Origin of the sequence: Kitasatospora sp. NPDC091335 (assembly GCF_044757205.1) — a bacterium.
Lineage (GTDB): Bacteria > Actinomycetota > Actinomycetes > Streptomycetales > Streptomycetaceae > Kitasatospora.
The window spans coordinates 194,683-216,539 of record NZ_JBIVUM010000005.1; the positions used below are offsets into that span (position 1 = coordinate 194,683).

Here is a 21,857-nt window from a genome sequence, read left to right on the forward strand (position 1 = left end):
CTTCTCCGGTGGCGGATTCATCGCACCCCACCGGGTGCGGGGGAGATCTCGCCGGCCAGCGGTGTCCGCGGGACGCGGCCGGTGACCGGGTCGGCCAGCCGTCCCGGCATGGAGAACACGACGTCCTCGGCGATGCCCCGCTGGAGCTCGGCCCCGTCGAAGCCGAGTGCGGCGAGCCGGGCGACGAGCCCGTCGACGAGGACCTCGGGGGCACTGGCCCCGGCGCTGACTCCGACCGACGACACGCCTTCCAGCCAGGCCGCCCTGAGGTGGTGCTCGTCGGGCACCAGATGGGCGGCGGCGCCGTGGTCGCGGGCCACCTCGACCATGCGCAGCGAGTTGCTGGAGTTGTGCGAGCCGACGATCAGGACCAGGTCGTGGTCGCGGGCGAGGTCCTTGACGGCGTTCTGCCGGTTCTGGCTGGCGTAGCAGATGTCGTCGCCGGGGGAGATCAGGTCGGTGAAGCGGGCGCGCAGGGCCTCGACGACGCGCTCGGTCTCGTCGAACGAGAGGGTGGTCTGGGTGAGCACGGCGACCGGGGCGTCGTCGGGCAGGCCGAGGCGCCGTACGTCGTCCTCGGTCTCGATGACGACGATCCGGTCCGGGGCCTCGCCGACGACGCCCTCGACCTCCTCGTGGCCCTCGTGCCCGACGAGCAGGACGGTGCGGCCGTCGCGGGCGAAGCGCACCGCCTCCTGGTGGACCTTGGAGACCAGCGGGCAGGTGGCGTCGATGACGTCGAGCTGCCGGCCGGCGGCGGCGGAGCGCACTCCGGGGGAGACGCCGTGCGCGGAGAAGACGCAGACCGCGCCGTGCGGGACCTCCTCCTCGCTGTCGACGAAGACCGCGCCGCGCTTCTCCAGCTCCGAGACGATGTGGTGGTTGTGCACGATCTCCTTGCGCACGTACACCGGCGCCCCGTACAGGTCCAGCGCCCGCTCGACGATGCCGATGGCGCGCCGCACGCCCGCGCAGAAGCCGCGCGGCTGGGCCAGGACGACGCTCCCCCCGCTCATGCCGCGTCACCCCCGGCCGGCGCGGGGACGGCGGAGGCCGTCCGGTGCGGGGTGCGGGCGTCCAGCCGCAGGCGCAGCCGGCGCGGGTGGTAGACGGTGGCCAGCGGGACCGGGCGGATGTCCATGCCGGGCTCGCAGGTGACCCGCCAGCGGCCGAGGATGGTGGCGAGCCCCAGGGCGGCCTCGGTGCGCGCGTAGAGGTCGCCGATGCACTTGCGGGCGCCGGTGCCGAACGGCACGTAGGCGTGGCGGGCGGCCGGCGCGATGCGGTCCGGGAGCCAGCGGTCGGGGTCGAACTCCGTGGGGTTGTCGAAGGCCTCCTCGTACTGGGCGACGGCGGCGGGGCTGAAGACGACGGTGGAGCCGGTGGGCAGCCGGCGGCCCGCGAGTTCGGTCGGGGCGGCGGTGCGGCGGGTGAACAGCCAGGCCGGCGGGTGCAGCCGCAGCGTCTCGGAGATGATCCGGTCGGTCAGGGAGAGGCTCGGCAGGTCGTCCCACCGGGGGGCGCGGCCGTCCAGGACGGTGTCGATCTCGTCGTAGAGCGCGGCCTCGATCTCCGGGTGCCGGGAGAGGAGGTAGAAGACCCAGGTGAGGGTGCCGGCGACGGTCTCGGTGCCGGCCGCCATGACGGTGATGACCTGGTCGTGGATCTCCCGGTCGCCGAGCCGGCCGCCGTCGTCGTCGCGGGAGGCGATCAGGGCGGCGAGCAGGTCGTCGCGCTCGGTGTCGGAGCTGCGGTAGTCGTCGATGAGCTGCTGGGTGGTCTCGTGCAGGAAGGCCAGGTTGCTCTTGTAGCGGCGCTGGGAGGGCAGCGGCAGCCGGCGGATCGCGGCCGGCAGGAACATCTGCCGGAACAGCCCGTTGAGCACGACGTCGAAGGACCGTTCCACCTTCGCCGCCAGCTCGGGGCTGACGGGTGTGGAGTACAGGGTGCGGCCGACCGTGCGCAGCGCCATGCCGTACATCTCCTGGAACGCGTCGACGACCATGCCGTCCTGCCAGCGCGACGCGGTGTGCTCGATCTCGGCGTGCATGGCCTCGGCGTACCGCTTCAGCTGGCCGCGGGTGAACGCCGACTGCATCAGCCGGCGCTGGCGGCGGTGGTCGGCGAACGGGCAGGTGACCAGCCCGTTGCCGGCGATGTCCCGGGCGCGGTCGTAGAAGACGCCGCCCTTGTCGAAGAGGCGGTCGTTGGTCAGGACGTGCCGCAGCAGTTCGGGGTGGGTCGGAACGTAGGCCGTGGTGGGGCCGATCCTGATCTCGACCAGATCGCCGTGGGCCGACAGCGAGGTCATGAAGTTCACCGGGTGACGCATCATCTGGACGGCGTGTCCCACGACGGGGAGCGCCCCGGGCGCCGCTCCCGCCGTGAACGTGCTCTGCTCGGTCATTCGGTTTCCAACTTCCCGTCTGTACTGGTCTGTTGACAGGTGCTCCGGTCCGTTGGCAGCGGTGCCGCCGCGACGGTCGGGCGCGGGTGCGGGTGGCCGGCGTGCGCGCGGCACTAGTGGGTGCTGCTGCCGAGCTCCTCCAGGTAGCCCTGTGCGCCGGCGGCGAGCGCGAACTCGGCGTCGTAGCGGCCCGAGGAGCGGTGCCAGTCGTAGGAGCCGCGGATCACGGTGCGCACGGCGTCGTGGCGGTAGCGCTCCACTGCCTCGCGCTCGGCCCCGTCGAGCCGGTAGATGTCGCAGACCCGCGACAGGCAGGACTCCAGCAGCAGGTACTGCTCCAGACGGGCGCGCACCTCGCCCTGGATGTGGGCGATGCTGCGGTCCTTGGACCAGCCGTGCTCCCGGCGCAGGATCATGACCATGTTGTTCTGCTCGCCGCGGGCCTCCTCCTTCTCCAGCGAGGCGATGTCGTTGAGCAGCAGATTGACATCGACGGCGATCTGGAGCACGGCGGAGAGCACGGCGCTGTCGAAGACCCGGTGCGGCACCTCGAAGCGGCCCGCGCGCTCGGCGAGGTCGACCGTCGGCTGCACCCCGATGGTCTGCCGGCGCACCGCCAGGTACTGGGCCGCGGAGTCGTACGGAGTGTTCCCGGAGCGGCTCAGCGCCTCGTCGACGTAGCCGGTGAAGTAGTTGCGCCAGTGCCGGGAGCTGCGCGCGCACCAGGCGGGGGTCATGCCCTCGCTGGTGCGCCGCCAGATGTCGGCGAAGCCGTGGGCGATCGGCGGCGCGGTGTCGGGCAGGGGGCCGTCCAGCGCCGCCGCGACCGCGTCGGTGAGCTGTTTGCTCTCCTCGGGACTCTCGCCGCGCGGCCCGTCGAAGAGGTCGTCGAAGAGGAAGAACCACGACATCAGGTCGACGCCGAGATCCAGGTCGTCGCCGGTGGCGTGCGGATAGAAGCGGGAGGCCAGGTCGGCGTAGCCGCCCCGCAGATGACGGGTGGCGGCCTCCTCGGAGTTGATCAGCCCGAGCGACCGCGGCCAGGCGAGCTGCTCGGCGTCGGCCCGTGCGTGATCCGGGCTCTGTCGGCCCGGCAGGGGTATGTGGAAATCGACGTCCTGGGGCATGGGTAGTCCTCGGAAGTGGGTGGTGGAGGGCAGCGGGCATGGCGGTGCCCTGGCGGGGGTGCTGCGCTGATCCGGGAGCGGGGAGGCGGAACGGGGCGTACGGGTACGGGGCGGGCCGGGTCTCACACCTCGCGGTCGACGACGAACCGTCCGAGCGCGAGGAGTTCGTCCCGGGCGCGGGCGTCCAGCTCGGCACCGCGCAGCGCGTCCTCGGCCAGCGACAGTCGGCGGGCGGCCTCGGCGAGCGCCCAGGCCCGGCCGCCGGCCTCCTCGATCAGGCCGGCCACGCGCCGCAGTTCCTCCTCCTCGGGGTCGCCGGGGGCGGCGAGCCAGGCGGCCAGCTCGTCGTTGAGCGGGCCGTCCTGGTTCAGGGCGTGGCTCACCGGCAGGGACTTCTTGCGGGAGCGCAGATCGGAGTGGACCGACTTGCCGGTGACGGCCGGGTCGCCCCAGATGCCGAGGACGTCGTCGACGAGCTGGAAGGCGAGGCCGACCTGGTCGCCGTAGAGCGCCAGCGCGTCCACCGTCGCCTCCGGTGCCCCGGCGAGGACGGCGCCGATCGCGGCGCTCGCCGAGAGCAGCGCGCCGGTCTTGCCGGCGGCCATGTCGACGCACTCCGCCACCGTGACGTGCGAGCGCTGTTCGAAGGACAGGTCCTGGACCTGGCCGCGGATCAGGTGCCGGGTGGTGCGCGCCAGCAGCCGGGCGGCGGGCGCCGCCGTCGGCAGCCCGGTGTCCAGCAGCACCTCCTGGGCCAGCGCCAGCATCGCGTCACCGGTCAGGATGGCACTGGAGGGCCCCCACAGCTTCCACACCGTGCGCCGGTGGCGGCGCTCCTCGTCGCCGTCCATCAGGTCGTCGTGCACCAGCGAGAAGTTGTGCACCAGCTCCACGGCGACGGCGCCGGGCAGGGCCACCGCCGCCGGCGCGCCCACCGCCTCGGCCGACAGCAGCGCGAGCGCGGGCCGTACGGCCTTGCCGGCGTCGGCGTCGGCGGGCAGGCCTTCGGCGGTGATCCAGCCGAAGTGGTAGGCCGCCTGGTGGCGCGAGTGCCGGTCGAGCCGGTCGACGGCGGCGCGCAGCGCCGGGGTGATCGTGGCCCGGCTGTGGCCGAGGCAGGCGGGTGCGCCGCTCATGAGTGCCTCCCGACGACGGGACCGCCGCGCCCGTTCACGGGGCGACCTTCGCGCGCCAGGGGGCGGTCGGGTCGTCGAAGATGCTGACGACCTGGCGCATGATGCGCCGTTCGGCCGGGTCGAAGGCCTGCTTGGCGTGGATGGTGCCGAGCTGGTCCCACACGACGATGTCCCCGGGCTGCCAGGTGTGGGCGTAGGTGTACTGCGGCCTGCCCGCGTGCGACAGCAGTTCGTCGAGCAGCCTGCGGCTGTCGTCGGGGGCGAGGTCCACGATCCGCTTGGTGTTCAGCGTGCTGACGTAGACCGACTGGCGGCCGGTGCGCGGGTTGCGGGCGATCAGCGGGTGGACGGTGGAGGTGCCGTCCTCGGGCTGGATCCGTCCGGTGCTCTCGCCGAGCGACACCTCGCCCTGGAGCTCCTCCTCGATGGTCTCCTCGTACCCGGTGCGCAGGGCGTGGCGGACCCGGTAGGAGTGCAGGCGCCGGCGCTCCTCGGGCGGGAGCGACTCGTACAGGGCGTACATGTCGGTGAAGAGGGTCTCGCCGCCGCCGGAGGACGGCACTTCCAGGGCCTCCAGGAAGCCGACCTGGGAGACCCGGGGGCGGAAGGAGTAGTCGGTGTGCCAGTCCATCCACTCGGCGTCGCCGACACCGATCCTGCGGCCGTCCTCCACCAGGTTGGAGACGATCAGGATCTCGTTGTGGTCGGGGTGGGCGCCGCTGGTCAGACCGGTCTTCGGGATGTGCCCGAAGCGGCGGCCGAAGGCCAGGAACTCCTCGTGGGAGGGGGTCCGGTGGCCGCGCAGGACGAGGACGAGGTGCGCGTCGACGGCTGCCCGGAGCTCCTCCAGCTGGGTTCTGTCCATGTCTCCGGTGACCTGGGCGCCGTGTACGACGGCGCCGAGAGCGGCGCCGGGTATGGGCGTGACGTCCATGGGTGTTGCCGCCTTTCGCAGGGGGATGGGGGTGGTCAGCGCAGGTCGAGGCCGGCGAGGTCGCCCGCCTCGCGCCAGCGCCTGAGGATGTTCACGAACTCCACCGAGCCGCCGCCGTAGCTGGAGTTGAGCAGCGGCATGCCGCCCGGGTCGCCCTCGTTGTTGTAGAGGCCCGGCGTGCAGCTCTCCAGGAAGCCGAGGTCGCTGGAGGCGAGCCGGAGGATCTCCTCGACCCATTCCTTCTCGCCGGTCTCGGAGGCCTCCACGACCCGGTGGCCGCGCTCCTCCACGCACTTGACGATGTGCGCGAGGTGCCGGGTCTGCTCGCCCAGCATGTAGGCGATGTTGACGTGCCGGCCGGCCTGGATCTTGGACAGGACGAAGCAGTTGGGGAAGCCGTTCACCTGGAGTCCGTGCAGGGTGCGCGCCCCGTCCGCCCACTTCTCGGACAGCTTCACGCCGCCGCGGCCGACGATGTCGTAGCCCGCGCGGTCGGTGTACGGGACGGCGAACTCGTGCTCGTAGCCGGTGGCGAAGACCAGGCAGTCGACCGGGTACTCCCGGCCGTTCGCGACCACTCCGGCCGGGGTGAGCCGTTCCACGCCCTGCCCCTGGGTGTCGACCAGGGTCACGTTGGGCCGGTTGAAGGTCTGGAGGTATCCGTCGTGGAAACAGGGCCGCTTGCAGTACACGCGGTAGTACGGCTTGAGGGCGGCGGCGGTCGCCGGGTCGGTGACGACGCTGTCGATGCGGGCGCGCAGCTCCTCCATCTTGAGGAAGTCCGCGCGTTCGGCCGCGAGTGCCCGCTCCCTGGGATCGCCCCCGGTGTCGCCGGTGGGCAGGATCGCCGCGGCCAGCTTGGCCGTGGTCTGGGTCCAGCGGTCCTGGACCAGGTCCTCGTCCTGCGGGACGCCGGAGGTCAGCGCGTGGAAGTTCTCCATCCGGCGCTGCTGCCAGCCCGGTTCGAGGCCGTCCGCCCAGCCGGCCGGGGTGGGCCGGTTGCCGCGGACGTCGACGGTGGCCGGGGTGCGCTGGAAGAGGACGAGCTGCTCGGCCCACTCGGCGAGGTGCGGAGCGAGCTGGATGGTCGTCGAGCCGGTGCCGATGACGCCGACCCTCTTGTCCTTCAGCCCGGTCAGCCCGCCCGTGCTGTCGCCGCCGGTGTAGTCGAAGTCCCAGCGGCCGGCGTGGAAGGCGTGCCCGGCGAACGTCTCCAGGCCCGGCAGCCCGGGGAGCTTGGGGCGGTGCATCAGACCGATCGACATGGCCACGTACCGGGCCCGGATCAGGTCCCCGCGGTCGGTGCTCACCAGCCACCTCCCGGCGGCCTCGTCCCAGCGCAGCCCGGTGACGGAGGTCTGGAAGAGGGCGTCGCGGTAGAGGTCGTACTTGTGGGCGATCCGCTGGAGGTGGGCGAAGATCTCGGGCCCGGTGGAGTACTTCTCGGTGGGCGTCGTGCCGACCTCTTCGAGCAGCGGCATGTAGATGTAGCTCTCGACGTCGCACCGGACGCCGGGGAAGCGGTTCCAGTACCAGGTGCCGCCGACGTCGCCGGCCTCGTCGATCAGCCGGATGCGCTCCAGGCCACTCTCCGTGCGCAGGTGGGCGCCGGCCAGCAGGCCGCCGATGCCGGCGCCGACGACGGCGACGTCCACCTCGTCGGTGAGCGGCTCGCGCTCCCGCCGCTCGGTGTACGGGTCCCGCGCGTAGCGGCCGAAGTCACCGCGGGCGAACTGGTAGGTGCGGCCGACGTTGCGCTTGTCCCGTTCCTGCCGGTACTTCTCCCTCACCGCCTCCAGGTCGATGGCCGGTGTTCCGTCGGTGCGGTCGTCACTGTCGTTGCGGTCGTCGCTGTCGGTGCGGGCCACAGTTCCTCCTCGGGGGAAGGGGGCGGATGGGAAACATGACGCCAGACGTCGTCGAACTGGTCGCGCAGCCGCAGGGGGGAGTCGGAGTTGCTGAAGAGGTAGAAGCGGTCGGAGTCGAGGGCCTCCCAGACGAGTTCGGCGACGTCCTCGGCGCTCACCGAGGTGTCTCCGCCCGCGCCGCGCGGGGCCGTCAGGCCCTGGACCATGGGGGTGTCGACCCGGCCGGGACAGAGCACGGACACCCGCACTCCGGTGCCCCGCAGATCGGCGCGCAGACTGCGGGCGACGGCGAGGTCGGCGTGCTTGGAGGCGGCGTAGGCGGCGCTGCCGGCGCCGACGACGAAGGCGGACATCGAGGCGGTGTGGATCAGGTGGGCGGGCCGGCCGCGCTCCAGCAGCCGGGGGACGAAGGCGCGGGCCACCAGGACGTGCGCCCAGTGGTTCACCTCGAAGACCTGGCGCATCCGCTCCAGCGGCACCTCCCACAGGGGTTGACCGACGGGGCCGAGGGCCCCGGCGTTGTTGCACACCACGTCGATGTCGCCGAGCAGGCCGAACGCCGTGTCCGCGAGCCGTTCGACGGCGTCCGGGTCGGTCAGGTCGGCGGTCACCGCGGTGACCCGGGCGCCCTGGGCGGCGAGTTCGGCGGCCCGGCGGTGCAGGGCGTCGCCCGCGACGTCCGCCATGACCACGTCGGCGCCGGCCCGCGCGAAGCGGGCGCTGAGGGCGAGGCCGATGCCGCTGGCCGCGCCGGTCACCACGGCTGTCCTTGTCCGTAACTGCACTTGGCTGTCTCCGCTTCTGTGCGCGGGCACGCCGAAGAACGGCGCGCCGTTGCCAACGAGAAGGTCTGGATCAGGTCGCGCCGTTCGAAGGGGGTGGACGTCAGCGGGGGTCGGGGAGCTTCAGGCTGATCACGAGGACGGTCACCGAGAGGCACGTCAGCAGACCGAGGACGAGCACGGCCGCGGACACCGTCGACAGCCAGTCGGCCAGGGAGATGTAGAGGGTCCCGCCGACGGTCGCGCCCAGCGCGGTCGCCATCTGCTGGCTGGTCACCAGCACACCGCTGCCCATGCCGGCCTGCGCGGGCGGTACGTCGGCGAGGATCAGCCGGAACAGCGTCGGGCCGACCAGTGCCGCGCCCGCGCCGAAGAGGGCGATCCCGACGAGCACGAGCACCAGGGAGGGATGCGGCCAGCCCACCCGGATCACCAGCGCCAGCAGCAGCAGGCCCAGGGCCTGGACGAGGGCGCCCAGGGTGACGATCCGGGCGCCCAGGGCCGCCGCGATCTTCGGGGTGAACATCGCCACCGCGAAGAACGCCACGGCGAACGGTGCCAGCGCCCCGCCGGAGGCGAGCCCGTCGAAGCCGAAGTGCCCCTGCGCGATCAGCGCGTAGACGAACAGGAAGGCGCCGAAGCCGGCCGAGAACGGGACCACTGCCGCCAGCCCCCTGCGCATCCCCTGGTGGGACAGCACCGAGGGGGACAGCAGTGGTGAGCCGCCCCGCGCCTCCAGCCCGCGTTCGGTCCTGGCCAGTGCCAGCGCGCCCGCCGCGGCGACCGCGAGCAGCGACCACAGCCACAGCGGCCAGCCCAGGTCGGGGCCGGCCACGACCAGGGTCAGGACGCAGAGCATGGTGACACCGAACAGCACGGTGCCCACCGGGTCGAAGCCCGGCTTCGTGTCGGCCCTGGTCGCGGGGACGCGCCGGACGGCCAGCAGCGCGGCCACCCCGATCGGCACGTTGATCGCGAAGACCGACCGCCAGCCCATCCCGGCGACGTCCAGCGAGACCAGCAACCCGCCCAGGATCTGCCCGACGACCATGCCCAGGGCCGCGGTCACGCCGTACATGCCGATCGCGCGGGCGCGGGCCTGGCCCTCGGTGGCGGCCTGGATCGTCGCCAGCACCTGGGGGACGAGCATGGCGGCGGCGGCGCCCTGCAACAGCCGGGCCACGACCAGGAACTCGATGGTCGGGGCGAGTCCGCACAGCGCCGAGGTGAGGGTGAACGCCGCGAGCCCGTAGGCGTACAGGCGCCGGCGGCCGAAGGCGTCGCCCAGCCGTCCGCCCAGCACCAGGCCGAGGGCGTAGGTGAGGCCGTAGCCGGACACCACCAGCTCCAGTGCGGCGGGGCCGCCGTGGAGGTCGTCACTGATCGGGGTCAGCGCCACGTTGACGATGGACGCGTCCACGATGGACAGGGCGTATCCGGTGAGCACCACCACGAGGGCGATGCCACCGAGCCCCGCGGCGGCCGGCTTCGTGCCGGCCGGGGGCTTCGGTGCCGCGTCGGGCTCCTTCAGCGGGGGGAGTCCCTCGCGATTCGTCATGTGCTGCCTACCAGGGCTTCTGTGGAACGGACGGTCGGAGCGGGTGCGGGAGCACCCGCGTCACTCGGTGGTGGTGGGGGTGCCGGTGATCTTCGACATGATCCCCTTGGAGTGGTCCTTCGCGGACTCCGGCCAGGGAGTCAGGGCGTTGAACCCGCGGTGCGAGGACGCGGGCTGGATGCGGGTGTCCATCGACATCCGCATGCCGGCCGGGTCCACCGAGACGTTGGGGACGGACTTGTGACACATGAAGGCGTGGAAGAGGAGCACGTCGCCCGGTTCCATGGGCGAGATCAGCAACTCCTCGTCCGCGCCGAGCTCCTCCGCCGGGATGCCGCGCACGGGGTGTCCGAAGCGGCGGAAGTTCTCGGTGACGACGTGCTCGCGCGGGCCCTGCCGGTGGCTCCCGTCGGCGACGGCGACGCCGCCGGTGCCGGTGGGCGTCGGGAGCAGCGGCAGCCAGGCGGTGCGGAAGTCCTTGTTCGGGCCGATGTAGAAGCCGTCCTGGTGCAGCGGCGTCAGGAAGTCCGGCTCCGCGGAGTCGGGGGCGGAGGGGTAGTAGCGGATCGTCGTCGACCTGAAGACGAAGACGGGCTCGCCGAAGACCTTCTCCCAGACCTTGAGGGTCGAGGGGTGGTTCCACAGGTCGTCGTACCTGACGTGGTCGTGCATCGCGACCTCGTCGACCGCCTCGTAGGAGTCGATGGTGAGGGTGTCGAGCGTGGTGCCGGGGGCGGCGTGGCCGAGTGCGATCAGGCCTCCGAGCATCTGCTCGGCGGCGGTGCGCACGAGTTCGCGGTCCAGGGCGCCGCGGAGGTAGACGTAGCCGTGCTCGTCGTAGAACCGGTCCAGGGCCTCACGGTCGTCGAGCAGGGGCGTGCAGTCGACGTAGGGGCGGAAAGTGTCCGTCATGGTTCCTTGTCCTCGTGACGTCCGGGCATGGGGGAAGGAGCGTCAGGTCACGGTGGAGCGGCGGGCCGGGGGAGTCCGGCCACGCGGGTCCCGCTGGTCCGCCACGCCGCCGGGAGGCGACCGGCGGGTGCCGGTCCGGCCCTGCGGCGGGTGCCGCCCGTGACGGTGAACGGCCGTGCGCTCGCTCGTGCGATGCCGCTCAGAAGGTGACGGGGATCTCGTCGAACCCGCCGGTGATCCGGTGCTCCTGCCAGCGCAGCGACTCCTCGGGTACCGCGAGCCGCAGGTCGGGCAGCTTCTGGAACAGCCGCTCGAACACCGCGGTCAGCTCGATCCGGGCCAGGGTGCGGCCGACGCAGTGCCGGGCGCCGCGCCCGAACGCCATGTGCGACTTGGGCTTGACCCGGGTCAGGTCGAACGCGTCGCCGTCGGGGAACGCCCGGCTGTCGTAGTTGGCCGCGCCGATGGCCAGCAGGACCACGTCTCCGGTCCGGATCACGGTCTCGCCGACGGTGATGTCGCCGTGCGCGTAGCGGGGGATCAGCGCGTTGGATCCCTTGCCGCCGACGGCCAGGCGCAGGATCTCCTCGACCGCGGCCGGCGCGAGTCCCGGATTCTCGGTCAGCATGGCGCGCTGGACCGGATTGCGCAGCAGCAGCAGGGTGCCCAGGTCGATACGGACAATGGTGGTTTCGTAGCCGAACAGCAATACCGCGCAGCCCAGGTCCGCGATGTACGCATCGGACAGCGTGCCGCCGTTCTCGGCGATGAGCTCGGACAGGATGTCGTCGCCCGGCTCCTTCCGCTTTCGTACCACCAGTTCCGTGATGTAGCCGACGACCTGTTGGAAGGTGTTCGCCGAGTGCTGGTCGTCACTCTGGTCGAATGTGCCTCGCGCCCATTGTCCGAAGAGTTCCCGGTCGGCCAGCGGAACGCCGAGCAGATCGCAGACCACCATGGTCGGCAGCGGAAAGGACAGCGCGCGGTGCAGGTCGACCGGCGCGGCGCCGGCGGCCAGCCGGTCGAGCAGTTCGTCCACGTGGTGCTCGATCCGGGTCTTCATCAGACGCATTCGGCGGGTGGAGAACCGGGGTACGAGCAGGTCGCGCATCTGCGCGTGCCGGGCGGGCTCGGTGTTGTGGTCGTCCCCGGCCATGAGGGCGACCATGGTGCTCCGGGCCGTGTTCTCGACCGACGGCTCGGGGTTGGGGTTGCTGAGACGGAGTCGGCGGTCGGCGAGGAGCTTCCGTACCTCGTTGTAACGGGTGACCAGCCAGGCGTCTTCACCGGCGGTCCGCACCCTGGCGACCGGCCCCTCCTGTTGCAGTGCGCGCATCTGCGGCGCGATGCCGATAGTGGACGGGTTATCGAATGGTAATCGCGGAAGTACCGTCATGTAATCATGGTCACTTGCGTCACGATGGGCCGTCAAGCCCTACCCGGTCATTCTCGTCAGTTGAGACAACCGGGTTTGTCCGGCCCGGGACCGGAGAAGTGGGCGGGATCTCTTCGGCATCGTCGGCCTGGCCCGGATTGCCGGTGCCATCCCGATATCCCCCACCGGCGACGTTCGGTGGCAAAGGCGATGCGTACGCGAAGTGACGGACGGGTGCGCCGAGTCGGCGCGGTCCGTTCACCGCTCTGCCCGGGTGTCGGCACGGCGAGGGCCGGCCCCGCCGATGGCGGGAAACAGACGGCCGCGGGCACGGGAGCCCCGCCGCCCCCGTGGTTCCCGGCCGACCGCGGGGCTGCGGCCCCGCGCGGCTCCTCGCCGTGCCGAGCTCAGCGGAGCGTCACGCCGTCGCGCCCCCGACCAGCAGGGTCGTGTCGATCAGGCGGTTGGAGAAGCCCCACTCGTTGTCGTACCAGCCGAAGACGTGCACGTGGCGCCCCTCGATGACCTGCGTGAGCAGGGAGTCGAGGATGCAGGACGCCGGGTCCCTGACGATGTCCGCCGAGACGACCGGGTCCGCGGTGTAGCGCAGGATCCGCGCGAGCTCGCCGTCGGCCGCCTTGCGGAACAGCGAGTTGACCTCCTCGGCCGTCGTCTCGCGGCCCACCCGGACGGTCAGGTCGGTCAGCGAGCCGACGGGGACGGGAACCCGCACCGAGAACCCGTCGAGCTTGCCCTGGAGGTTCGGGAGCACGAGGCCGATCGCGCTGGCGGCATTGGTGGTGGTCGGGATGGTGCTGAGGTTGGCCGCACGGGCGCGCCGGGCGTCGGGGTGCGGGCCGTCCTGGAGGTTCTGGTCCTGGGTGTAGGCGTGGATCGTGGTCATGGTGCCGACCTCGATGCCGAGCGCGTCGTCGAGCACCTTGACCATCGGGGCCAGACAGTTCGTCGTGCACGAGGCGTTGGAGACGATGGTGTGCTGCTCGGGGTCGTAGAGGTCGTCGTTGACCCCCATGACGAGGGTGAGGTCCGCGTTCTTCGCCGCGGCGGAGACGACCACCTTCGAGGCCCCGGCGTCGATGTGCGCCCGGGCCTTGGCGGCGTCGTTGAACACGCCGGTCGACTCGATGACGACGTCGACTCCGAGGCGGCGCCAGGGCAGCTGCGCCGGGTCGCGCTCGCTGAGGACCTCGACCACGGTGTCCCCGACCCTGATCGACGATCCCTCCGCCACGACCTGCTGCTGCAGCGGCCCGTACACGCTGTCGTACTTCAGGAGGTTCGCCAGGGCCTGCGCGCTGGTCAGGTCGTTGACCGCGGCCACCCGGATGTCCGCGTCGGAAGCGAGCAGGGCACGGAAGAAGCTACGGCCGATGCGGCCAAAGCCGTTGATTCCCACAGTGATTGTCATGATTCCCGTCCTGATTGTTGGGAGCCTCGCAGCACTGGCTGCGCGGAGTGTCGCGCTCCTGGGCGGCGATCCACTCGTCACGCAAAAGGATATCGCCGATTACGCCGGCGGGTACACCGGGCCTTCCCCCGTGGGGTATCGATCTCCCGCGGACGGGCCGACCGGGCCGAACTGCTCAAGGCCTGCCAGGCCACGATGGTGACGGTCCGTCAGAAAATCGCCCCGGCGTCGCCCCGTGGACGGGTGGCCGCGTCCCGGGCGATCCGACGCGGTCGCACGTGTGTGGTGCGGCCGGTTCGTCGCCGGGGCCGACGGGCGAGACCGGGTGGGACCGGGCGGCCGGCGTGGCCGGCGTGGCCGGTATTGGCCGGTTCGCGGCGGTGGTCTGCGTGTCGGGGCGGCGGCGGGCGCCGCGGTTCTCTATCGTCCGTCCGGAACCGCCCAGTCCGAGGACTCCGTTGCGTGTACAGCCGATCCGACCCGTGGGAGAGTGCGATGCCCGGCCCAGAGCAGACCGTCCCGGAGCCGACCGTCGAGGCCGGTGAGCGGCGGACCCGGGAGCAGCGGACCGGTGAGCAGCGGACCGGTGAGCAGCGGACCGGTGAGCGGCGGACCGGGGAGAGCGCCGACGTCATCGTGGTCGGCGCCGGGCCGGCCGGCTCCACCGCCGCCGCCCACCTCGCCCGGACCGGGCTGGACGTCCTGCTGCTGGAGAAGTCCGCCTTCCCGCGCGAGAAGGTCTGCGGGGACGGCCTCACTCCGCGTGCCGTCAAGCAGTTGACCGACCTCGGCATCGACGTCACCGAGGAGGCCGGCTGGCTGCACAACCAGGGCCTGCGGCTGATCTCCGGGCGCCGCTCGCTGGAGTTCGACTGGCCCGAGCTCTCCGCCTACCCCGGGTACGGGCTGGTGCGGCGCCGCGCCGACTTCGACGAACTGCTCGCCCGCAAGGCCGCCTCGGTGGGGGCCAGGCTGGTCGAACGCGCCAATGTGACGGGCCCGTTGCTGGACGAGCGGACCGGCCGGATCACCGGTGTGACCGCCAGGCTGGGGGAGGAGCGCCGGCCCGTCACCTACCGGGCCCCGGTCGTGGTCGCCGCCGACGGCAACTCCACCCGGCTGTCGGTGGCGATGAAGCGCTACCGCCGCACCGACCGGGCGATGGGCGTCGCGTACCGGACGTACTTCACCACCCCGCGCCACGAGGACCGCTACCTGGAGGCCTGGCTCGACCTGCGCGACCCCGGCGACCCGGCCGGGCGCCTGCTGCCCGGCTACGCCTGGGTGTTCGGCATGGGCGACGGCACCGCCAACGTCGGCCTCGGGGTCCTCGACACCGCCAGGACCGAGGTGGACTGGCGGGAGCTGCTGCGCCGCTGGTGCGACGGCCTGCCGCCGGAGTACGGCTACACCCCCGACGGGGTCACCGAGCCGATCCGCGGCGCCGCCCTGCCGATGGGCCTCAACCGCCGGCCGCACTACGCCGACGGCCTGCTGCTGGTCGGTGACGCGGGCGGCACGGTCAGCCCTGGCACCGGTGAGGGCATCGCCTACGCGATGGAGTCCGGGCGCTACGCCGCCGAGACCATCGTCCAGGCGCTCGCCCGCCGCACCGACCGCGGCCGCGAACTCGCCCTGCGCGCCTATCCGCAGGCGCTGCGCTCCGCCTACGCGGGCTACTTCGCGCTCGGGCGCCTCGCCGCCGACCTGCTGGGGCGGCCGCGGCTGCTCGGCGCGGCCGGTGCCGCCGGGCTCGGCCACCCGGCGCTGCTGAAGGTGGCGTTCCGGCTGATGGTCAACCTGACCGAGCCGAACTCCAAGGACGCCCTGGACCGGCTGCTCCACCTGCTCGGGCGGGTCGCCCCCGGGAAGTGACGCCCGCCCCGGAGGCGGCGAGGCGCACCGGACCGTTCATCCTGACGGGTGGGCGGTCCCGGCGTCCCGGATACGGCCGAATCCGACGAGTCGAACATGCGGTTGCATGGATCATGTTGACGAATGATCAGATGATCCGATTGCCTGGTGTCGAACCAGCCACAGAGGGTGAGCACAGCACCCCTCCGTGGCTCTTCCCCTGACCGCTGACCCGTTCGACGGAGACACCGTGCGCCTTCGCCTTCGCCTGCTCGTCGCGCCGCTTGCCGCGGCCGCCGCCCTCACCGCCGTCTGCGCCCCCGCCGCGAGCGCGGCCCCGGCGGCCACCCCCTCCGACCAGTGCTCCGCCGCCTTCCGCCACGACGACGCCCGCCTCGGCCCCGCGGACCTCCCGACCACGGGACCGGTCGGCCGCCAGCTCGCCGGCTACCAGCGCACCGGCGGCGCGAGCGACCAGGCCTTCCTGGGCCAGTACTACGACCCGGCCGGCAACGGCGGCAAGGGCGGCTGGATATACCCGCCCTCCGACGGCTACGTCACCCTGCCCGACGGCAGCCCGATCGAGTTCGACCTCACGCTCTACCCGAACCAGAACATCGACCGCTACGGCAGCGAGTACGGCGCCTTCCTCGCCCCCGAGGGCCTGCCCTACGCCAACCGCGCCATCCCGCCGCAGAGCCTGGACGGCAACCCGCCGGCCGCCTGCAACTACCACGACTACAAGGTGGTCAAGGCCTTCACGGTGCACGCCGGCCCGATCGCGCCGTGGTTCAACCAGCCCGGCTGGGGCCTCCAGTACCAGCTCGACGGCGCCCTGCTGCCCGGCGGCCCGGCCAAGCTGAACGTGCTCTGGCTGGTGGAGAACGGCTACCTGTCCCGGATCTGACCCGGCTCCGCCCGGTGCCGCACCAGGCGCCCGCCACGGATATTCGCTGGCGGGCGCCTGGGGGCCGGGGATAGGAAGGCCGGATGACCATCAGCGATGCCGGCACCGACCGACGCGTCTTCCGCCCCACCGTCCTCGACCTCGGCGACGTCCTGCTGCGCCCGTGGGGACGCGCCCTCGACCTGCCCGGCGGCGTGGTGCCCGCCCTGGTCGCCGCCGCGGCCGACCCGGCCGTCGCCCGCTGGAGCCCGCTCGGCACCGGCGGCCGGGTCGTCCCCGAGACCTACCTCGACCGCTGCGACGAGCACTGGGCCGACGGCACCGCGGCCTCCTTCGCCGTCACCGACGCCGCAGACGGCAGCCTGTGCGGCAACGCCTACCTGGGGTGGACCAACCGGGACGACGGCATCGCCATGGTCGGCTACTGGCTGCTCGCCGCCGCTCGCGGCCGGGGCCTGGCCACCAGGGCCGCCGCCGCCGTCACCCGCTGGGGCGTGGAGCAGGCCGGCGTCCGCCGCGTCGAGCTCTACCACGCCGTCGCCAACGAGGACTCCTGCCGGGTCGCGGAGCGGGCCGGCTTCCCGTACGAGGGCACCCTGCGCGGCTCCTACACCTACGGCGGGGGCGACTACGTGGACGAGCACCTGCACGCCCGGCTGGCCTCGGGCCCGTTCCCGGACTCCTCGGGCCCGTTCCCGGACTCCTCGGGCCCGTTCCCGGACTCCTCGGGCCCGTTCCCGGACTCCTCGGGCCCGTTCACGGACTGAGGGCCGGACCCGGCCCGTGGGGCGGGGATCAGCCCCAGACCGTACCGCCGTGGACCCCGTACGCGGCGGTGGCGCCCTCGGCGAACCGCTGCTCCTGCGTGGCCGTCAGCCTGCGGACCACCAGGACGGCGAGGACCGCGGCCGCCACCATCGCCAGGTCGGAGGCGATCAGCCAGGCGACGCCCTGCTGGTATGTGTCCGGGTACTCCGCCGAATCGGTGTACACGGTGCCGATTCGGGCGAGCGCCCCGGCCCCCAGAGAGGCCCCCCACCAGAGGGTGAGCAGGGTCTGCGGGAGCCGCGGACGCACTCCGGAGCCGTCCGGCCGGGCGCCGGCCTGCCAGATGTCGCCCGCGATCTGCCGGGGGATCCAGAGGTTGGCGATGGGGAGGAACCAGGCGCCGATCGCGAAGCCGCGTCGGAGCCGGTGCCCGTGCGGGTCGAGGATCTCGGCGTTCACCCGGACCCGGTGGAACCAGACGATGAAGGCGACCACCGAAGCCACCAGGGTCACCACCTGGAGCGTGCCGACGTTCTTGTGCAGCGCGTACGCGTCCAGCACTGCGGACCCGTCGACCAGCCTCAGGTCGACGTCCGCGGCGAACGTGCCGACCTCCCCGTAGAGGTTGACGGATGTGCCGAGCGAGACCAGCGACACGGCGCCGCTCACGGCGAGCATGACGGTGGCGGCGATGGCGCTCGATCTCGGCGAGCGGTACACGGCGGGGGAAGGCATCGGGGCGGGACTCCTGGACTGGACCAATGGGACGGAGCGACACCCTAGGGCCAGCGGATCATGGCTGACCAGTGTGTTTCGCGGTCCCGGAGGTGAACCCGCGAGGGGCGGCGGGCGATTCGGTGGATACCCGGCGGGCACCGGCGCGCGGCCGCCGTCCCGGCGCGGACCCGGGCCCCGCGCCGGTACGGCGGCCCACGCTCCGGACCGGCGGAGCCGCAGGCTGCGCGCGCGGCCGGGGAGCGGCCTAACCTGGAAGGGCGCGTTCGATGCGGCGCCCGCGAACGGAAGCGGTGGCCATGACGGTGATCTCGGCGGCTCTCTTCGGTACCGACTGGTGGCAGCCCGCGCTGCCCGGCGGTGCCGAGCTGCTGCGCGAGTGCGCCGCCCGGGGGTGGACGGTCGTGCTGACCGGGCCCGGGCCCGCCGGGGCACCGGCGCTGACCGTGGCCGACCCCGGGGGCGACCCGGTGCGGGCCGCCCTGGAGCTGGTGGGCAGCAGGCCCTGGCACGCCGTGGCCGTCGCCGGAAGCGTGCGCGAGGTACGGGCGGCGCGGCGGGCCGGGGTGCCGTGCGTCGCCCTGGCGGCCGGCCGGGACGCGGGCCCGGAGCTGCGGGCGGCGGGTGCGGCCGAGGTCCACCGCGACGCCGCGGCCCTGCTGGGCATCCTGGACGACAGCCTGCTCGCCCGCCCCAGGGCCTTCGGGCCGGTCGGCGCCGGAACAGGTGGTGCCCGGAACGGTTAGCGCCTGCCCGCACCGGGCAACCGCCCCGGTGCCAGCACGTCACCGGAGGTGTCGGAGGTGACCGAGATGGACGGACCCGCGTTGAGCGGATGGGAGCGGCGGCTCCTTGAGGAGATCGAGTCCGATCTGCGCCAGGACACACGGCTCGACCGCAAGTTGAGCACGATGGGCGAGAAGCCGCCCAGCCGGTTCAGGGGCGTGCTCCGCGGCATCGGACGCCGGATCTCCACGGGGGTGGTGCTGACCGCCCTGGTGATGACGGTGATCTGCCTCGGGGTGGGGGTACGGACCCCGACCACCGCCGTGCTGGTCGCGCTCGGCGTGGTCTGGACGGCCACGGTGGCGGCCGCGGTCGCCACCGCGGAGCTGCTGCGCCGCCGGAGCGCGGCCCGGCGCCGCGTCGAACCAGCGGACCCGGAGGACCTCGGGGAACGTCGGGAGCGCCGCGAACGGCGCCCCTGGGACCGGCCGGAGGCGTGAGGCGATGACCACCGAACTGTGGGAGCACCGCCCTGGCTCCCATCCCGCCGCCGACGTCACCCTGGTCGGGTACGAGGTGCACGCCACCGACGGCCCGGTCGGCCGGGTCGAGCAGGACGCCGGGGACCACCTGCTGGTCGACGCCGAGCCCTGGGTGCCGGGCACCCGGGTGCTCGTCCCGGCCGGCCTGGTCGCCAGGCTCGACCACCTCGACCGCGCCGTCCACCTCGACTGCCCGCGCGCCAGGCTCAGCTCCGCCCCGCCCGCGGCCGTCGACCTGACCGCCCCGCACCCGCGCTGAGGCCGGGGACCATGGGCTGGCCGTCCACCACCCTGACCGGCCGGACGATCGCCTTCCTGGTCGCGCCGTACGGGGCCGAGCAGGTCGAACTGACCGACCCCTGGCAGGCGGTGGCCGAGTCCGGCGGCACCCCGCGACTGCTGTCCACCGCCGGGGGCCGGGTCCAGGCCGTCCGGCACCACGCCCCGGCCGACACCTTCGCCGTGGACGTCCCGGTCGCCGAGGCGGATCCGGCCGACTACGACGGGCTGGTCCTCCCCGGCGGCGTCGCCAACCCCGACCGGCTGCGCCTGGACCGGCCGGCGGTCGCCTTCGTGCACGCCTGCTGCGCCGCCGGCCGTCCGGTCGCGGCGATCTGCCACGCCGCCTGGACCCTGATCGAGGCCGACGCCGTGCGCGGCCGCACCCTCACCTCCTGGCCCAGCCTGCGCACCGACCTGGTCAACGCCGGCGCGCACTGGGTCGACGAGCCGGTCCACGTCTGCCACGACGGCCCAGGACCGCTCGTCACCAGCCGCAAGCCCGCCGACCTGCCGCTGTTCGACGACGCCTTCGTGACGGAGTTCGCCCACGCGACGGGGAGGCGCCGGACCTGAGGCCGGGCGGGCCCACCGCGCGATCGCGGCCGTCAGTCGCCCCTGAGCCGGACGAAGGTGGCGGTGGGCGGGCGGCCGGTGAGGGTGATCTCGGCGCGCAGGACGGCGGTGAGCGGGTGGACCCGGCCGTGGTCGGGGTCGGCGACGGGCGGGCCGAGCAGCGGGCCCGCGACCTCGGCGACCTCGCGGGACTGCACCGGGGTGAGCCGCGGGGCGGTGAGGAACACCCGGCCGTCGTCGAGCCCCAGGATCAGCGCGTGCGGCCGGCCGGCCGGTCCGGTGACCGCGCGGACCGTGGCGTCGAGGGTGTCGCCGCGGCGGTACTTGACCCAGACGTGCCCCGCACCGCGCGGGCGGTAGGGGGAGGCGGCGGCCTTGCAGACCAGGCCCTCGACACCGGTGTCGGCGAGCCGCTCCATCCACTCCAGCGCCTCCGTCCGGTCCGTGGTGGCCATGACCGGCCGGACCGGCGGCGGGACGTCGGCGAGGGCGGCGAGCAGCAGCCGGCGGCGGTCGGTGAGCGGCAGCCGGCGGACGTCGCGGCCGGGCAGCGCCAGCAGGTCGAAGGCGATCAGGCCGAGCACCACCTCAGGGGCCGCCGCGCGGGCCCGGCGGGTGTGCAGCAGCTCGCCGAAGGCGAACCGGCCGTCCCGCCAGGCGACCAGTTCGCCGTCCAGCACCAGCCCCTCCGGCAGCCGGGCGACGGCGGCGGCGATCGCCGGGAACTCGGGGGCGAGGTCGCGGCCGCTGCGGGACTGGAGGTACGCCGGGCGCTCGCCCCGGGCGAAGGCGACGCAGCGGAAGCCGTCCAGCTTCAGCTCGTACCGCACGCCCCCGCCGCCCAGGCCGTCGGTGGGCGGGACGGCGGTCACGGCGGCCGGGCGCATCACCTCGACGGGCGGGTGCAGCACCTGGCGCGGCGGCGCTTCCCGGCCCGGCGCGGAGGACGCCGACGAGGCCGGGGGCGCGGAGGGTGCCGGGGACGCCGGGGACGCCGGGGACGCCGGGGATGCCGGGGGCAGCGGGCGGGCCCGCGCCGGGTCCAGCAGCGGGGCGAGCAGGTCACCCCGCGCGGCCAGCCGGTCGGGCAGCTCGGCCAGTGTGAAGACCAGGTCCCGCTCGGCGCCGGCCCGCGCCAGCTCCGCCCAGGCCAGCGGGGTGGAGACGGTCGGCAGCGGCCGGGCCCGCAGGGTGTACGGCGCGGCGGTGGTCTTCTTGGCGTTGTTCTGAGACCAGTCGACCAGCACCCGGCCCACCCGCCTGGCCTTGGCCATGGTGTGCACCACCAGCTCCGGGTGCTCCGCCTCCAGGGCGGCCGCCAGCGCCTTCGCGTACCCGGAGACCCGGGCGCTCGGCGTGGGCTCGATCGGGACCAGCAGGTGCAGGCCCTTGGAACCCGAGGTCTTCACCCAGGCCGCCAGCCCGTCCGCCGCGAGCCGCTCGCGCAGCAGCAGCGCGACCGTCCGGCAGGTGAGCACGTCCGCGCCCTCACCGGGGTCGAGGTCCAGCACCAGCCGGTCGGCGAGGGCGGGCGCCGCGGCGTGCCACTGCGGGACGTGCAGCTCCAGGCACCCCAGGTTGGCGACCGCCAGCAGCGCCGCGCCGTCCTCCAGCACCACCTGGCGCAGCTCGCCGGTGTTGCTCGGCACCGCCACCGTGCGCACCCAGTCCGGGGTGCCGGGCGGCGGGTTCTTGGCGACGAACACCGCCGCCTCGACCCCGTCCGGGCAGCGCAGGAAGGAGACCGGACGGTCGCGCAGGTGGGGGAGCAGCACGGTGTGCACGGCGGCGTAGTAGCGCAGCACCTCGCCCTTGGGGGTGCCGGTGCGCGGGTAGTACACCTTGTCGAGGTGGGAGAGGGCGAGGGTGCGCCCGTCCACCGTCATCTGCGGCACGGTCCGCCTCCGAAGCCTCCGGTGGGTGGCCCCCGCAGCCAGTCTGC

Annotated in this window: 20 protein-coding genes and 1 pseudogene; 7 read left to right on the forward strand and 14 right to left on the reverse strand. The window is 73.3% G+C overall.

All coding sequences use genetic code 11. From position 1 onward, the window contains the following. Window positions 1-17 precede the first annotated feature (17 nt). The 11 genes from ispH to gap form a co-directional block, all read right to left on the reverse strand. The gene (gene ispH / locus ACIQOW_RS14560) at window positions 18-1,016 is read right to left on the reverse strand and encodes a 4-hydroxy-3-methylbut-2-enyl diphosphate reductase (protein WP_401084041.1); all 999 of its coding nucleotides are present in this window, start codon (window positions 1,014-1,016) and stop codon (window positions 18-20) included. Then, a complete protein-coding gene (gene ptlI, locus ACIQOW_RS14565) occupies window positions 1,013-2,407 on the reverse strand; it encodes a pentalenene oxygenase (protein ID WP_401084042.1) in 1,395 nt (464 codons plus the stop codon). The genes ispH and ptlI overlap by 4 nt, the downstream gene beginning before the upstream one ends. Before the next feature lie 113 nt (window positions 2,408-2,520). Further along, window positions 2,521-3,534 (reverse strand): pentalenene synthase, encoded by a 1,014-nt coding sequence (ptlA, locus tag ACIQOW_RS14570; RefSeq protein WP_401084044.1) that lies wholly within the window; start codon window positions 3,532-3,534, stop codon window positions 2,521-2,523. A 122-nt stretch (window positions 3,535-3,656) separates the two neighbouring features. Further along, a complete protein-coding gene (locus tag ACIQOW_RS14575; RefSeq protein ID WP_401084046.1) occupies window positions 3,657-4,670 on the reverse strand; it encodes a polyprenyl synthetase family protein in 1,014 nt (337 codons plus the stop codon). A 34-nt stretch (window positions 4,671-4,704) separates the two neighbouring features. Beyond that, window positions 4,705-5,604, reverse strand: coding sequence for a neopentalenolactone/pentalenolactone F synthase (ptlD, locus tag ACIQOW_RS14580; protein ID WP_401084048.1), 900 nt, complete (start codon window positions 5,602-5,604; stop codon window positions 4,705-4,707). Window positions 5,605-5,639: 35 nt separating this feature from the next. Further along, window positions 5,640-7,394, reverse strand: coding sequence for a neopentalenolactone/pentalenolactone D synthase (gene ptlE / locus ACIQOW_RS14585; RefSeq protein WP_401084515.1), 1,755 nt, complete (start codon window positions 7,392-7,394; stop codon window positions 5,640-5,642). After that, window positions 7,391-8,230 carry a 1-deoxy-11-beta-hydroxypentalenate dehydrogenase gene (ptlF, locus tag ACIQOW_RS14590; RefSeq protein WP_401084050.1) on the reverse strand — a complete coding sequence of 280 codons (840 nt, stop codon included), beginning with the start codon at window positions 8,228-8,230 and terminating at the stop codon, window positions 7,391-7,393. Before ptlF ends, ptlE begins: the two co-directional genes overlap by 4 nt. A gap of 127 nt (window positions 8,231-8,357) precedes the next feature. Continuing rightward, window positions 8,358-9,812 (reverse strand): MFS transporter, encoded by a 1,455-nt coding sequence (locus tag ACIQOW_RS14595; protein WP_401084052.1) that lies wholly within the window; start codon window positions 9,810-9,812, stop codon window positions 8,358-8,360. Between the two features lie 60 nt (window positions 9,813-9,872). Then, a complete protein-coding gene (gene ptlH / locus ACIQOW_RS14600; RefSeq protein WP_401084053.1) occupies window positions 9,873-10,724 on the reverse strand; it encodes a 1-deoxypentalenic acid 11-beta-hydroxylase in 852 nt (283 codons plus the stop codon). A gap of 199 nt (window positions 10,725-10,923) precedes the next feature. Beyond that, a complete protein-coding gene (gene penM, locus ACIQOW_RS14605; protein ID WP_401084055.1) occupies window positions 10,924-12,120 on the reverse strand; it encodes a pentalenolactone synthase in 1,197 nt (398 codons plus the stop codon). Window positions 12,121-12,517: 397 nt separating this feature from the next. Further along, the gene (gene gap, locus ACIQOW_RS14610) at window positions 12,518-13,528 is read right to left on the reverse strand and encodes a type I glyceraldehyde-3-phosphate dehydrogenase (protein WP_401084057.1); all 1,011 of its coding nucleotides are present in this window, start codon (window positions 13,526-13,528) and stop codon (window positions 12,518-12,520) included. A gap of 495 nt (window positions 13,529-14,023) precedes the next feature. Here gap and ACIQOW_RS14615 point away from each other — a divergent pair, with 495 nt between their 5' ends. From ACIQOW_RS14615 to ACIQOW_RS14625, 3 genes are all read left to right on the forward strand, one after another. Then, on the forward strand, window positions 14,024-15,403 hold the full coding sequence (locus ACIQOW_RS14615) for a geranylgeranyl reductase family protein (protein ID WP_401084059.1): 1,380 nt from the start codon (window positions 14,024-14,026) through the stop codon (window positions 15,401-15,403). Between the two features lie 229 nt (window positions 15,404-15,632). Continuing rightward, window positions 15,633-16,289, forward strand: coding sequence for a TNT domain-containing protein (locus ACIQOW_RS14620; protein WP_401084061.1), 657 nt, complete (start codon window positions 15,633-15,635; stop codon window positions 16,287-16,289). An 83-nt stretch (window positions 16,290-16,372) separates the two neighbouring features. Continuing rightward, window positions 16,373-17,056, forward strand: coding sequence for a GNAT family N-acetyltransferase (locus tag ACIQOW_RS14625; protein WP_401084063.1), 684 nt, complete (start codon window positions 16,373-16,375; stop codon window positions 17,054-17,056). 28 nt (window positions 17,057-17,084) lie between these two features. Here ACIQOW_RS14625 and ACIQOW_RS14630 read toward each other — a convergent pair whose 3' ends face one another. After that, complete coding sequence (locus ACIQOW_RS14630) at window positions 17,085-17,792, reverse strand: DUF4328 domain-containing protein (RefSeq protein ID WP_401084065.1); 708 nt, start codon at window positions 17,790-17,792, stop codon at window positions 17,085-17,087. Window positions 17,793-18,091: 299 nt separating this feature from the next. Here ACIQOW_RS14630 and ACIQOW_RS14635 point away from each other — a divergent pair, with 299 nt between their 5' ends. The 4 genes from ACIQOW_RS14635 to ACIQOW_RS14650 are packed head-to-tail and all read left to right on the forward strand — an operon-like array spanning window position 18,092 to window position 19,915. Further along, window positions 18,092-18,538, forward strand: a complete 447-nt coding sequence (locus ACIQOW_RS14635; RefSeq protein WP_401084067.1) for an HAD family hydrolase — start codon at window positions 18,092-18,094, stop codon at window positions 18,536-18,538. 57 nt (window positions 18,539-18,595) lie between these two features. Then, a complete protein-coding gene (locus ACIQOW_RS14640) occupies window positions 18,596-19,018 on the forward strand; it encodes a hypothetical protein (RefSeq protein WP_401084069.1) in 423 nt (140 codons plus the stop codon). Window positions 19,019-19,022: 4 nt separating this feature from the next. Further along, complete coding sequence (locus tag ACIQOW_RS14645) at window positions 19,023-19,319, forward strand: PRC-barrel domain containing protein (protein ID WP_401084071.1); 297 nt, start codon at window positions 19,023-19,025, stop codon at window positions 19,317-19,319. An 11-nt stretch (window positions 19,320-19,330) separates the two neighbouring features. After that, complete coding sequence (locus ACIQOW_RS14650) at window positions 19,331-19,915, forward strand: type 1 glutamine amidotransferase domain-containing protein (protein ID WP_401084073.1); 585 nt, start codon at window positions 19,331-19,333, stop codon at window positions 19,913-19,915. 32 nt (window positions 19,916-19,947) lie between these two features. On the opposite strand, the gene ACIQOW_RS14655 is transcribed toward ACIQOW_RS14650, so the two are convergent. Both ACIQOW_RS14655 and ligD read right to left on the reverse strand, forming a co-directional pair. Further along, on the reverse strand, window positions 19,948-20,802 hold the full coding sequence (locus tag ACIQOW_RS14655) for a DNA ligase (RefSeq protein WP_401084516.1): 855 nt from the start codon (window positions 20,800-20,802) through the stop codon (window positions 19,948-19,950). Between the two features lie 129 nt (window positions 20,803-20,931). After that, a pseudogene (gene ligD, locus ACIQOW_RS14660) lies at window positions 20,932-21,801 on the reverse strand (non-homologous end-joining DNA ligase); the annotation flags it as partial. Between the last annotated feature and the right edge of the window lie 56 nt (window positions 21,802-21,857).